This window comes from Rhizobium anhuiense (genome assembly GCF_003985145.1).
Classification (GTDB): domain Bacteria; phylum Pseudomonadota; class Alphaproteobacteria; order Rhizobiales; family Rhizobiaceae; genus Rhizobium; species Rhizobium anhuiense.
In genome coordinates this window covers 184,663-198,350 of record NZ_ML133533.1, presented here as the reverse complement: position 1 = coordinate 198,350, position 13,688 = coordinate 184,663, and the positions used below count along the sequence as shown (strand labels likewise).

The 13,688-nt window shown below is 62.3% G+C and carries 10 protein-coding genes and 1 pseudogene; 6 read left to right on the top strand and 5 right to left on the bottom strand.

The annotated features are described in order from the left end of the window. Positions 1 to 186: 186 nt before the first annotated feature. From EEQ99_RS35225 to EEQ99_RS26395, 4 genes and pseudogenes are all read right to left on the bottom strand, one after another. Positions 187 to 537: pseudogene (locus EEQ99_RS35225) on the bottom strand (PIN-like domain-containing protein); the annotation flags it as partial. Positions 538 to 1,250: 713 nt separating this feature from the next. Then, positions 1,251 to 2,426, bottom strand: coding sequence for a glycosyltransferase family 4 protein (locus EEQ99_RS26405; protein WP_127431332.1), 1,176 nt, complete (start codon positions 2,424 to 2,426; stop codon positions 1,251 to 1,253). 145 nt (positions 2,427 to 2,571) lie between these two features. Further along, positions 2,572 to 2,808, bottom strand: a complete 237-nt coding sequence (locus EEQ99_RS26400; RefSeq protein ID WP_003543721.1) for an Lrp/AsnC ligand binding domain-containing protein — start codon at positions 2,806 to 2,808, stop codon at positions 2,572 to 2,574. Between the two features lie 68 nt (positions 2,809 to 2,876). Further along, the gene (locus EEQ99_RS26395; protein WP_127431331.1) at positions 2,877 to 3,785 is read right to left on the bottom strand and encodes a LysR family transcriptional regulator; all 909 of its coding nucleotides are present in this window, start codon (positions 3,783 to 3,785) and stop codon (positions 2,877 to 2,879) included. Between the two features lie 84 nt (positions 3,786 to 3,869). Between EEQ99_RS26395 and hglS the strand changes: the two genes are divergently transcribed. The 6 genes from hglS (at position 3,870) to EEQ99_RS26365 (ending at position 12,202) form a co-directional block, all read left to right on the top strand. Beyond that, positions 3,870 to 5,303 carry a 2-oxoadipate dioxygenase/decarboxylase HglS gene (hglS, locus tag EEQ99_RS26390; protein WP_097543570.1) on the top strand — a complete coding sequence of 478 codons (1,434 nt, stop codon included), beginning with the start codon at positions 3,870 to 3,872 and terminating at the stop codon, positions 5,301 to 5,303. 67 nt (positions 5,304 to 5,370) lie between these two features. Then, complete coding sequence (locus tag EEQ99_RS26385) at positions 5,371 to 6,654, top strand: NAD(P)/FAD-dependent oxidoreductase (RefSeq protein ID WP_063473830.1); 1,284 nt, start codon at positions 5,371 to 5,373, stop codon at positions 6,652 to 6,654. A gap of 25 nt (positions 6,655 to 6,679) precedes the next feature. Further along, a complete protein-coding gene (gene amaB, locus EEQ99_RS26380) occupies positions 6,680 to 8,218 on the top strand; it encodes an L-piperidine-6-carboxylate dehydrogenase (protein ID WP_028757755.1) in 1,539 nt (512 codons plus the stop codon). Between the two features lie 202 nt (positions 8,219 to 8,420). Then, positions 8,421 to 9,437, top strand: coding sequence for an iron ABC transporter substrate-binding protein (locus EEQ99_RS26375; protein ID WP_028757756.1), 1,017 nt, complete (start codon positions 8,421 to 8,423; stop codon positions 9,435 to 9,437). Between the two features lie 63 nt (positions 9,438 to 9,500). Next, positions 9,501 to 11,168, top strand: coding sequence for an ABC transporter permease (locus EEQ99_RS26370; protein ID WP_127431330.1), 1,668 nt, complete (start codon positions 9,501 to 9,503; stop codon positions 11,166 to 11,168). Continuing rightward, entirely contained in the window at positions 11,165 to 12,202 is a 1,038-nt protein-coding gene (locus tag EEQ99_RS26365; RefSeq protein WP_028757758.1) for an ABC transporter ATP-binding protein, read from the top strand. The genes EEQ99_RS26370 and EEQ99_RS26365 overlap by 4 nt, the downstream gene beginning before the upstream one ends. A 99-nt stretch (positions 12,203 to 12,301) precedes the next feature. Here EEQ99_RS26365 and EEQ99_RS26360 read toward each other — a convergent pair whose 3' ends face one another. Further along, positions 12,302 to 13,636: a glucoamylase family protein gene (locus EEQ99_RS26360; RefSeq protein ID WP_028757759.1), complete on the bottom strand. Its 1,335-nt coding sequence runs from the start codon at positions 13,634 to 13,636 to the stop codon at positions 12,302 to 12,304. Between the last annotated feature and the right edge of the window lie 52 nt (positions 13,637 to 13,688).

Sequence of the window (13,688 nt, the reverse complement as noted above, 5' to 3'; positions counted from 1 at the left end):
GCGACGTGATGCGGTGCTGCGCAGCCGAAATGGCTCCGCACCGCAACCCGCCGCTACCGCCCCGAACACAGCAACCCAAAACCGCCGGAGCGAACTCAAAACTGGATAAAACTTGGGGGCAAGGTCACCATCCTTGCAGAACGTGTCTATTTCGTCCTGTGAAACAGGTTCAGCACCGATCCGATTTTCAAAGATTTTATCGATGCGGTCGCGCACAGGATCGTTAGAGGAGATTTGCAGCTCGTCCTTTTTTGCTTCACGTATAGCCTGAAGCAATTCCTCGAAAGGTCCCTCCAATTTGGCTACCGTTTCCAAGGGGTTCAGATCAGTCCTATAACGGTCGAGCTTAAGCCTCTGGACCGTCTCCTTTAGATTTTCAAAAGCTGCGCTCGCTTGTTTCATTGCGCTGTCGGTGTTTTTTTGACGATCAGCGATCACGCTGAATCGGTTACGCTGAACCTCTATCCCGACTTGGTATGGTATCCAAAGGCGTTGCCTATAATGCTCTAGAACGGAGAAGAAATCGTCCCTAGCCATCGGCGGCAAACGGTAAAGATCCAGGATGGCGTTGGCATCGAGAACAATAAGCGCCTCTTCCCAAAGCTTATCGAAGTCACCTTCGGTCAATGGATAAAATCCGGAAAATGAATTGCGCATTTCGTCCCTCCATCACCACGTAGAGAGCATGCAACCGAGAGCTGCGCAATCATTTTTAAAGGTTAGAGACATTCTGCTAGTCTCGCGACAAAAGCGCGGTAGCCACGATAAAACCGACGATCATGATGACCTTGTTTGGTTTTGTGCGTTATGGACCGCAATCGGCGGGTAAAGCAACTGCAACGATTGGAGGTCTCCCGGATTGGCTCTGGGGTTGCCCGAAAGTGCACGTATCAGGCTGTGGTTGGCCGACACCTATTCGAATGCGCTCTCTTCAAAAACCATGTTGGTTACCGCTCCGCTCCGCAATTCCACCTGTGCGACATTCAAGTCCCAACGTGCAAAGAGCTGAAGGTGGATCGAGCGCACGACGCTAGCAATCATCCGTTTCAAAAGGGCGCAGTCGCCGCTCCGCTTTCGCGCAATACTCACGGGCGCGTTGCGTCTGCCGCTCAAGGGAACTGCCAGTGGCTTGTCGTCCTGAGGACCAACGCGCATAGGAGACGGCGTCTCTGCAGTAAAGAGGCCTTTGACCATTTCAACCCCGAACCATTCGAGAGCGAGAATAGTTCTTTGTCAACCGTTCAGCAGGATCAGTTCTGCTCGGCGGCGACGTTCAGCGACCGATAGAGACCGATGTAACGCCCGGCAACGATGTCCCAGGAATAACCGCGTGCGGCGTCGAGAAGCTCGGCGCGCACTATGTCCGATTGGCGCGAAAGGTCTTCATAGGCCGTTTCGATCACTGTCGCCGCGGTCTGGGCATTGGTGAAGTCGGCAAGCGCGATAACAGGATGCCGGTCGGCAAGCGTCGCAAAGGCATCGTTGGCGTTCAGCACCGGGAGGAGACCGGCGCTCATCGCCTCCAGCGCCACCAGGCCGAAACCTTCATATTCCGAGGCGGAGGCAAAGAGCGAGGCCTCGGTGATGATACGCCGGATGGCGCCGTTGTCGGGTGATACATGCAGGGTAACGCGGCCGGAAAGGCTGCGGCCTTCGATCGCGGCTTCGACATCGGCCCGGTTCAGGTCGGATTCGGCCCCGACGATGTCTAGATGCCATTCGGGGTCGCGGGTCGTCAGCGCGGCCATCGCATCGAGCAGATGGTCGAGCCGCTTGTTCACCGAGAAGCGGCCGATCGTGACGATGCGGCGCTTTGGCCGGCGCGAAGCGATGTCGGCGAACTTACCGATATCGGCGCCGTTTTCGATCAGCAGGCTATCGGGCACGATCTCGGAAAATTGCCTGAGGTCGGAGGCGCTGCAGCAGACGACGCGGCGGTAGGCCATCGCCGAAGCGCGGGTCAGCGTCCGGAACCAGATCTTCTTGATCGCCGCGTATTTCTGCGTGTGGAAGAAGCCGCCATGGGTGGTGACGATCATCGGCTTGCGATGCAGCAGCCGGCCCCAGGCGAGCGCATCGAAGAAGAAGTCGATGGCATGGACATGCACGAGATCGGCATCGCCGAGATGGCGGAAAACCTCAGGCGCCAGCGGATAACGGCTGCTGCCCGACCAGGGGATGCGCACCACCTCGATGCCGTCGATATTTTCGCGAGGCGGCAGCTTGTCCTGCGGCGCAGTGAAGAGCGAATCGAGCGTGACGACGCGGACGCGATAGCCGCGGCGCACGGTCTGGCGGCCGAGATTGGCGACCACGTCTTCCAGACCGCCGCGATTGGGCAGGAACTGGCGCACGACATGGACGATCAGCGGGGCCTCTCCCAACTGCGGGTTCTCGCGCACCCTATCTGCCTCGACGATCGCCATTTTTCACCTATCGCTGCCCGCCGGCCCGTGTTGACGCGGGCTTACACTAGCAACGACCAGATATGCCCGGCGTTAAGGCGCGGTTTAAGCGGCCTGTTGAGAGGGCGATTCTTCGCGAAAAAGGTTAACCGTATCTGATGGGCTTTCAGAAGGCCTTGAACGTCAGTGTCGTCAGCGAACGGACGATGCCGGGAATATTGGCGATGTTGTCGTTGATGAACTTGCCGATATCCTGGCCTTCCTCGATATAGACCTTCAGCAGCAGGTCGTAGTCGCCGCTTGTGGAATAGAGCTCCGAGACCAGTTCGGTCTGGTAGATGGCGTCGGCGACATCATAGGTCTTGCCGGGTGCGCATTGGAGTTGGACGAAGATCGGCTTCATGGAGATTTCCTGCAAAGTTGTTTGGCCGGCATAATGGTCGAAAGCGCCATGCCGATGCAACCCGTTCGTCACGCGGCCGGATTGGCGGCGGCTTCCGCGACGATCCAGTCGCGAAAGGCCGCAAGCGGCGCATAGTCGGCGCGCTCTCTGGGAAAGGCGAGATAATAGCGCTCGCGGCTTTCCATTTCACGGTCGACAGCGGCGACGAGATCGCCGCGCCTGACCTCCTCCTGCATCAGGAATGTCGGCAGCAGGGCGATGCCGAGGCCGGCGATCGCCGCCTGCGCGGCGGTGGCGAATTGGTCGAAGAGCATACCGTGGACGTTTTCGAAGGAAACGCCGTTGCCGGCAAACCATTGCTCCCAGGCGTCAGGGCGCGTCGTCAAATGCAGAAGCGGAACGGCAAGCAGATCCTCCGGCGTCTTGATCGCGTATCGCTCCAGAAAATCATGGCTGCAGGCCGGCACTGTGTGCTCGGACATCAGGAAGACGAGTTCGGCGCCCGGCCAGTGGGGATGGCCGAAATGGATGGCGGCGTCGATTGAATCGAGGCGGAAATCGAAGGGCGAAAGCCGGGTCACCAGATTGATGGTCACGCCGGGATTGGCGGCGAGGAAGCGCCCGAGGCGCGGCGCCAGCCAACGCGTGCCGAAGGTCGGCAGGATGGCGAGATTGAGCGTGCCGCCATGCGGATTGGCGCGCAGATTCAGCGAAGCGCTCGATATGCGCCGCAGCGCTTCGCGGATTTCGCGGGCATATCCGTCGCCGGCAAGCGTCAGCCGCATGGTCTGGCGTTCGCGCAGGAAGAGCTCGACGCCAAGCTGCTCCTCCAGCGCGCTCACCTGGCGGCTGACGGCGCTCTGCGTCAGATCGAGTTCGCGCGCCGCTGCCGTCACGCTGCCGGTGCGGGCAACCGCCTCGAAGGCGGCAAGATGCGAAATCGATGGCAGAAAACGTCGAGATGTCAGCATGGTCATTCCATTTCAGAATGGGCTATTTCCGAAATAGCGATATTTTCGGCTTTGTCACGCGTGTAAAGAGACTCATCCTGCAAAAACGGAATGATCCGGAGTTTCCCGATGCCGCAAGCCTTCGTTTCCACAGACCGCATCCGATCGCTGTTCACCGAGGCGATGTCGCAGATGTACCGGGCCGAGGTGCCGCAATACGGCACGTTGATCGAACTGGTGGCGGACGTGAATGCCGGCTGCCTCGAAAACGATCCCGATCTGCGCCAGCGCCTGGCCCAAGCCGGCGAGCTGGAGCGCATCGATGTCGAGCGCCACGGCGCCATCCGGCTCGGCACGGCAGAGGAGCTTTTCACCATCCGCCGGCTGTTTGCGGTCATGGGCATGCAGCCGGTCGGCTACTACGATCTCTCGGTCGCCGGCGTGCCGGTTCATTCCACCAGCTTTCGGCCGATCGACGAGGCGGCGCTCAACGTCAATCCATTCCGGGTCTTCACCTCGTTGCTGCGATTGGAGCTGATCGAGGACGAGAAGCTGCGTGGCGAAGCCGAAACCATCCTGGCTCAGCGGCGGATCTATACGCCGCGCGCCGTCGCGCTGATCGAGCGCCACGAGCGAAACGGCGGCTTGACCGAGGCGGAAGCGACGGAGTTCGTCGCCGAGGCGCTTGAAACCTTCCGCTGGCATGGCGAAGCGACGGTCAGCGCCGAAACCTACAAGCGGCTGCATGACGCCCATCGGCTGATCGCCGACGTCGTCAGCTTCAAGGGACCGCATATCAACCACCTGACGCCGCGCACGCTCGATATCGACGCGGTCCAGGCCCGCATGCCGGAGCGCGGCATCACGCCGAAGGCCGTCATCGAAGGGCCGCCGCGCCGCAATTGCGATATCCTGCTGCGGCAAACGAGCTTCAAGGCGCTCGAAGAAACGATCGCCTTTTCCGGTGATGACGACGGCGCGGTTCGAGGAACGCATACCGCGCGTTTCGGCGAGATCGAACAGCGCGGCGCGGCGCTGACGGCGAAGGGCCGGGCGCTCTACGACCGGCTGCTCGCCTCGGTTCGCGGCGAGGTGCAGGTGGGCGCCGGTGGCGCCAAGGCCGGTGCCTACGACCAGGAACTTGCCGAGCGTTTCAAGGCGCTGCCGGACAGCTGGGACGAGTTGCGCGGGCAAGGTCTGGCCTTCTTCCGCTATTCCGCGACGCCTGCGGGCATTGCCGCCGCGGCCGGCGGCACGCTGCCGAATGATCCGGAGGCGCTGATCGCCAAGGGTTATCTCGCCTTTGCCCCGATCGTCTATGAAGACTTCCTGCCCGTCAGCGCAGCCGGAATCTTCCAGTCTAACCTCGGCACCGATCAGCAGCAGAACTACGCAACCCGCTCGAACCGCGACGCCTTCGAGGCGGCCCTGGGTGCGACCGTTCAGGACGAGCTGGCGCTTTATGCCGAACGTCAGGCGGCATCGCTGGATGCAGCGATGGAGGCGCTCGGTCTCGCCGGCTTGCTGCTGAAGACCGTTGCCTGAAAGGGCCGCTTCAAGTCTTGGTTTTATGCACTAAAGTAGCGCGATTTCGATCCGATCGGACTGAGCCATGCTGAATGATCCGCGCTCCCACGGACTTTGGGAAAAGACCGCACCCGAACCGCCGGCGACCTCGTCGCTCGAAGGCGCCGTATCGGCCGATGTCGTCATCGTCGGCGGCGGCTACACCGGCCTCTCTTCCGCGCTGCATCTTGCCGAAGCCGGGTCGAAGGTGGTGCTGCTGGAGGCGAAGGAGATCGGCTTCGGCGGCGCCGGCCGCAATGTCGGCCTGATCAATGCCGGCATGTGGGTGATGCCCAACGATCTGCCCGGCGTGCTCGGTCCGGTGCATGGCGAACGTCTGCTCGATCTGCTCGGCAACGCGCCGAAGCTCGTCATGGAGTTGATCGACAAGCATCAGATTGCCTGCGAACTCGAACGCAATGGCACGCTGCATTGCGCGGTCGGCGAAAACGGGCTGAAGGAGATCGAGAATCGCGCCGCGCAATGGGCCGCCCGCGGCGCAGCCGTGACGCTGCTCGATGCGGCGGAAACGGCCAAACGCATCGGCAGCGATGCCTATACCGGTTCGCTGCTCGACAAACGCGCCGGTACCCTGCAGCCGCTTGCCTATGCACGCGGCCTTGCCCATGCCGCCGTCAAGGCTGGCGTCGCCGTTCATACGTCCAGCCCGGTCGTTTCAACGGAACGCAATGGCAGAAGCTGGACCGTGAAGACGGCAAGCGGCGAAGTCAGCGCCGAATGGATCATCGTCGCGACGGATGCCTACAGCACCGGCCCATGGGAGCAGGTGCGCAACGAACAGGTGCATCTGCCCTATTTCAATTTCGCCACCGTGCCGCTCGGCCATAATCTGCGCCAGTCGATCCTGCCCGGGCGGGAAGGCGCATGGGATACCAAGGAAATCCTCTCCTCCTTCCGCATGGACCAGGCCGGCCGCCTCGTTTTCGGCAGTGTCGGGGCGCTACGCAATACCGGACTTGCCGTACACAAGGGCTGGGCCAAGCGCGCATTGAAGCGGCTCTTCCCCATTATCGGTGATGTCGAATTCGAGTGTGAATGGTATGGCCAGATCGGCATGACCGACAATGCGCTGCCGCGCTTCCACAAATTCGCGCCTGGTGTCATCGGCTTTTCGGGCTACAATGGCCGCGGCATTGCCCCCGGTACGGTCTTCGGCCGTACCCTGGCGGAGCATATCCTCGGCCGGCTTCCGGAAGCCGATCTGCCGCTGCCGCTGACGTCGCCCACCGAGCCGAGCTTTCGTGCACTCAAGGAAATATGGTACGAAGCCGGCGCTCAGGTCGCCCATTTCGCCGATGCCCGCTTCTGAGAATTATAAGATTGGAAACACGACAATGACCATCGCCGTCCTCGATCTCGCCACCGAAACCGCCAAGCTGCTTGCCGAACTCGGCGTCGATGCCGGCCGCTATCACGGCGGCACGCTTTCCGTCACCTCGCCGGTCACCGGCAAGGAAATCGGCAAACTCAGGGAACATTCCGTTTCCGAAACGAAGGCGGCGATCGAAGCGGCGCACCAGGCCTTCCTCGAATGGCGTGCCGTGCCGGCGCCGAAGCGCGGCGAACTGGTCCGCCTGCTCGGCGAGGAACTGCGCGCCTCCAAGGCGGCGCTCGGCCGTCTCGTTTCGATCGAGGTCGGCAAGATCACTTCGGAAGGTCTGGGCGAAGTGCAGGAGATGATCGACATCTGCGATTTCGCGGTCGGCCTTTCCCGTCAGCTCTACGGCCTGACGATCGCCACCGAACGCTCCGAGCACCGGATGATGGAAAGCTGGCATCCGCTCGGGGTGATCGGCATCATCTCGGCCTTCAACTTCCCGGTTGCCGTCTGGTCGTGGAATGCCGCGCTGGCGATGGTCTGCGGCAATTCCACCGTCTGGAAGCCTTCGGAAAAGACGCCGTTGACGGCGCTTGCCGTACAGGCACTGTTCGAAAAGGCGCTGAAGCGTTTCGTCGCCGAGGGCGGTACCGCACCGGCCAATCTGTCGACGCTGATCATCGGCGGCCGCGAGGTCGGCGAAGTGCTGGTCGATCATCCGAAGATCCCGCTGGTTTCCGCCACCGGCTCGACGGCCATGGGCCGCGCCGTCGGTCCGCGCCTGTCGCAGCGTTTTGCCCGCGCCATTCTCGAACTCGGCGGCAACAACGCGGCGATCGTCTGCCCGTCGGCCGACCTCGACCTGACGCTGCGCGGCGTCGCGTTCTCCGCCATGGGCACGGCCGGACAGCGCTGCACGACGCTGCGCCGTCTCTTCGTCCATGACAGCGTCTACGACCAGCTGGTGCCGCGTCTGCAGAAGGCCTATGGCTCCGTCACCATCGGCAATCCGTTGGAAAGCGGTACGCTGGTCGGACCGCTGATCGACGGCCAGGCTTTCGAGAAGATGCAGGCAGCGCTGGGTGAGGCCAAATCGGCCGGCGGCAAGGTGACCGGCGGCGAACGCGTCGACAATGGCTCGGCTGACGCCTTCTACGTTCGCCCGGCGCTTGTCGAAATGCCGGATCAGACCGGACCGGTCGAGCACGAGACTTTCGCGCCGATCCTCTATGTGATGAAATACAGCGACTTCGACGCCGTGCTGGCGCTGCACAATGCCGTGCCGCAGGGACTGTCGTCGTCGATCTTCACCAACGACATGCGCGAGGCCGAAACCTTCGTCTCGGCCCGCGGTTCGGATTGCGGCATCGCCAACGTCAATCTCGGGCCATCCGGTGCCGAGATCGGCGGCGCCTTCGGCGGCGAGAAGGAAACCGGCGGCGGCCGTGAATCCGGCTCGGATGCCTGGAAGGCCTATATGCGCCGCTCCACCAACACCATCAACTACGGCAGAACGCTGCCGCTGGCGCAGGGCGTCAAGTTCGACGTCGAATAAGCCGGCTGCAAAGAAGGGGCGGCGCTCGGGGAGTGCCGCCTTTTTGGCCAAATCGAGATTTATTCCCCTGTAATATGAAATATTTAGTCAAGATATTGTGATGACTTTTCCGGCCAAGCGAAACTTGAAATTGGCAGTCAGGAAAAATATACGCCTCTCATCGCCCTTGGAGAGCTCGGGTGACATTGCTACGGAGGCCATCATGAACATTGCTCTTAACCGCTTTTCCCTCGCGCTCGCCGCTTCGCTTCTCTCCGCCACCGCGCTTGCAGGCAGCGCCAATGCGCAGGACGAAGGTCTCGTCGTTTACAATGCCCAGCACGAAAGCCTCGGCCGCGAATGGATCGATGCCTTCACCAAGGAGACCGGCATCAAGGTCACCATGCGCCAGGGCAGCGACATGCAATTCGCCAACCAGATCATCCAGGAAGGCGATGCCTCGCCGGCGGACGTATTCCTGACCGAGAATTCGCCGGCAATGACGCTGGTCGATGGCGCGGGCCTGTTTGCCCCCATCGAAAAGGAAACGCTGGATCAGGTTCCGGAGCAGTATCGCCCGGCTGACGGCATGTGGACCGGCATTGCCGCCCGCACCACGGTCTTTGCCTACGACAAGACGAAGCTCACCGAAGACAAGCTGCCGAAGTCGTTGCTCGACCTCGCAGATCCGGCCTGGAAGGGCCGCTGGGGTGCGGCACCCGCCGGCGCCGACTTCCAGGCCATCGTTGCTGCCCTGCTGCAGTTGAAGGGCGAGCAGTCGACCGCCGACTGGCTGAAGGGTCTCAAGGAAAACGCCACGCCCTATAAGGGCAACAGCGTCGCCATGAAGGCTGTCAACGCCGGCGAAGTCGAAGGTGCGGTCATCTATCATTATTACTGGTTCGGCGATCAGGCCAAAACCGGCGAGAACAGCAAGAATGTCGGCATGCACTATTTCAAGAACCAGGATCCGGGCGCTTTCGTCAGCGTTTCGGGCGGTGGCGTCCTGAAGTCCACGCAGCACATGAAGGAAGCCCAGGCTTTCCTGAAGTTCCTCACCAGCAAGGCTGGCCAGGCAATTCTCAAGGACGGCACCTCTTATGAATATGCTATCGGCAAGGATGCGCCCTCCAACGACAAGCTCACTCCGCTTGCCGACCTCAATGCTCCGAAGGTCGAAGCTTCCACCCTCGACAGCAAGAAGGTCGTGGAGCTGATGACCGCCGCCGGCCTGATCTAACTTTTCTGCCGCAGGCTTGCCTCGGCCAAAACTGTTGCTTTTGGCTCAAGAAAACCTTAGGGCATGACGATATCCGGCAACCGTCCTTCAAAGGCGGTTGCCTTCCTTTTTCAGCGTGTAAAGGCATCGGCCTTGCTGCAGGACAACAGATTGCTCGCATCCGGCAACGAGGCGCCGGTCGCGCTAAGGGCCGCGCGCATGGTGTTGCCGCGCGGACGCATGCCGCACGCTTCCGTGATCCTGCTTGCAACCGTGGTCGCGATCTTCAGTCTTGTGCCGCTCGGCTTCATCGGCTGGGTCACCTATGATGTCGGCTGGGAAACGGTGAGGGCCTTGGTCTTCCGACCGCGTGTCGGCGAACTCCTCGTCAATACGATTCTCCTGGAATCGATCACCATCCCGCTGTCGATCGCGCTTGCGGTGACGCTCGCCTGGCTGACCGAACGGACGGACATTCCTTTGGCGCGGCTCTGGGCCTGGCTGGCGATCGCTCCGCTCGCCGTGCCCGCCTTCGTCCACAGCTATGCCTGGGTCAGCCTCATTCCCGGCATGCGCGGCCTGCAGAGCGGCGTTTTCGTCTCGGTGCTCGCCTATTATCCGTTCCTCTACCTGCCGGTCGCCGCCGCATTGCGCCGTCTCGATCCGGCCATCGAAGATGCCGCGGCCTCGCTGGGCCTCAATCCCTGGCGGGTCTTCTTCCGCGCCGTGCTGCCGCAGCTCAGGCTTGCCATCTGCGGCGGCTCGCTGCTGATCGCGTTGCATTTGCTTTCGGAATACGGCCTGTTCGTCATGATCCGGTTCGACACTTTCGCGACGGCGATCGTCGACCAGTTCCAGTCTTCCTACAACAGCCCGGCGTCCAACACGCTCGGCGGCGTGCTTGTCGCCTGCTGTCTTTTTCTGCTCGGCTTCGAAGTGCTGGTGCGCGGCAACGAACGTTACGCCCGCGTCGGCTCCGGCTCGCCCCGTCCGGCGGACCGCCGCCGGCTCGGCTGGTTCGTGGTGCCGGCCGTCTTGCTGCCTGTCATCCTCGCAATACTGACGCTCGGCGTGCCGCTGGTGACGCTTGGCCGCTGGCTCTATCTCGGCGGCACCGATATCTGGCGCATCGAAGTCGGCAGCGCTTTTCTGCAGACGATCGTACTTGCCATTGTCGGCGGCGTGCTGGCGACGATCGCCGCAGCGCCGATGGCCTGGCTTTCGGTGCGGGCACCCGGCCGCCTCCAGCGCGTGCTCGAGGCCTGCCATTATTATGTTGGCTCGCTGCCGGGCGTCGTCGTGGCGCTGGCGCTGGTGACGATCACCGTGCGCCTCGTGCTGCCGCTCTATCAAACCTTCGCAACGCTGCTCGTCGCCTATGTGTTGCTTTTCCTGCCGCGCGCCATGGTCGGGCTGCGCGCCAGCATCGCCCAGGCGCCGGTGGAGCTGGAACGCGCTGCGATGGGCCTCGGCCGCACCCCGGGCCAGGCGGTGCGGCAGATCACCATGCGCCTTGCGGCACCGGGAGCGGCCGCCAGCGTCGCGCTGGCTGCACTCGGCATTACCAATGAACTGACGGCGACACTGATGCTGTCGCCCAACGGCGTCGATACGCTGGCGACGAAATTCTGGTCGTTGACCAGCGAGATCGATTATGTCTCGGCTGCTCCTTACGCCTTCATGATGGTCGTGCTGTCGCTGCCGCTCACCCTTATGCTCTATACTCAATCGAAACGGACTGCCGGCCAATGACGCTGCTTACGATCGAGAACATCAGCAAGCGCTACGGTCCCGTCCAGGCGCTGAAGGATATTTCGCTCGACGTCTCGGCGGGCAGCCGCACCGCCGTCGTCGGCCCGTCCGGCTCCGGCAAGACGACGCTGCTGCGCATCATTGCCGGTTTCGAGCAACCCGATGTCGGCCGGGTGACGCTGGATGGCGACCTGCTTGCGGACGGTCCGGCGGCGGTGCCGGCGCACAAGCGCGGCATCGGCATCGTCTCGCAGGACGGCGCGCTGTTTCCGCACTTAAGCGTTGCCGAGAATATCGGCTTCGGGTTCGAACGCGGCGCGGCCGATCGCGAGAAACGCATCCTCGAGCTGCTCGACATGGTCGAACTCGACCGCGGGATGCTGGCGCGGCGCCCGCATCAGCTTTCCGGCGGGCAGCAGCAGCGTGTGGCGCTCGCCCGCGCGCTTGGCCGCAAGCCGCGGCTGATGCTGCTCGACGAACCTTTCTCGGCACTCGATACCGGCCTGCGGGAAAACATGCGCAAGGCGGTGGCGCGCGTGCTGCAGGCGGCCGGCATTACGACCATTCTCGTTACGCATGATCAGGAAGAGGCGCTGACCTTTGCCGATCAGGTGGCGGTGCTCAGGGAGGGACGGCTGATCCAGGCCGGATCGCCGCAATCATTGTATCTGCATCCGCGCGACCGTGAGACGGCGCTGTTCCTCGGCGATGCCGTGCTGCTTCCCGCCATCATCCGCAACGGCCTTGCCGATTGCGCCCTTGGCCGCGTGGCCGTCGAGGGCAGTCGTCAAGGCAAGGCGGAGATCATGCTGCGACCCGAGCAGATCCGCGTCGTTGCCGATGAGAGCGATCGCGACTATGGCGGGCGTGTCGTTGAGGTGGAATTCGGCGGCGCCGTCTGCACCGTTGCCGTTTCGCTCGACGGCGTTGCGCTGCCGCCGATCCTGATCAAGACTTCGAGCGTTGCGCTTCCGGCGCGAGGCGATCTCGTTCGCCTCGATATCGCCGGCAAGGCGCATGTCTTCGAGAACTAAACCAAGAGCCCGCACCTCCTGTTGGACGCGCGGGCTCTATCATTTTTCGTTTTCGTGTCGTTCTTTCCGGAAATCCATTTCGATTTCCGGGCTTATGCGCTAGCCGAACTTGCGCACTACATCTGCCGGCTCGATGCCTTCGAGCCAGCCGCCGGTAAAGCCGGCGCGCTCGAGCCCGAGGCGGATGACCGGCGATTGCCGCATCAGCTTCCAGATGAAGTCGGAGCGCTCGTTCTCGACGGTCATGACGACAAGACCTTGATCAATGCCGACGGTGCGGTCGTCGACCCAGCCTTCCGGGCGCTTGGTCTTGACCGTGGGATTGAAGCCGCCGGGAAAGCCGCCTTCCAAGAGCAGGTTCGGATAGGTGGTCAGAAGCGCCTTGGTGCCGTCGAGAGCGGCCTGCTTGTCGTAGGGCAGGCAGGCAAGGGCTGCCCAGGGTGCGATCGTGCCGTCATCCGGGCCAAGCGGAGCGCCGCGCGCGGCATAACCCAGAACCTTCGGCTGGCGACCGCCGCGCATGCGCCGTGTCGGCGGCGGACCGTCACAGGCGGAGAATCCCCAAATATTCCTGTTATAGCCGACGAACTGCCCGGGATTGCGTTCGGCATAGTCGCGCTGGACGTTGATCATCACCTGCGTGTTGCGGAAATAATCCCAGTTCCGCTCCGCCATCGGCTTGTCCTGGATGGTGCGGAAATCGATCCAGGCATGCGAGAAGAGGTGGATGAAGAGCGGCCCGGCATAGAGATAGGACTGCTCGCCATGCAGCATCCAGGAATAGCTTGACGTGAAGGCGTCGTAGCTTGATTGCGGGATGGGGTGCGTCGGCGAGGCAAGCGCCAGCGTGTAGAGGATGATCGCCTCGTCGAAACCGTGATAGCGCCAGCGCAGGAAGCCGGAAGAGGGCTTCCAACCCATGGCAATCGTGTCGCCCTTGTTCAGCGCCCAGCGCCAGTCGACGCGCTCATAGATGAAGGTCGCGAGTTCACGGATTTCAGTCTCCGTTTCGTCGTCTTCGCGATCGAAATATTGCGCAGCCGTGAGAATGCCGGCGACAAGCAGGGCGGTATCGATGGTCGAAAGTTCGCTGTTCCAGGCGCGATGACCGGTATCCATATGCAGGAAGTGGTAGAAGAAGCCGCGGTGACCGGTCGCGTGGCGCTCCTCGCCCTGGCGCGCCTCGGCGAAGAAACGCAGCGTATTGACCGTGCGCTCGGCTGCTTCCTCGCGGCTGATCCAGCAACGCTCAACACCGACGGGATAGGAGGACAGCGCAAAGCCGACGGCCGCGATGCTCGCCGGCACGCCGCCGATCGAGGTGTCCGCCACCAGGCCGTTTTCGGGATTGGAATATTTCAGGAAGTACTTGAACGCCGAATGCTGCAGCCTGTCGACGAGCGCTGCATCAATGTCTTCGATCCGTTGCAGCATAGGCTCCTACCCAACTGTTGCATCGCCCCATGCTTCAACATGGTGGCCGTCC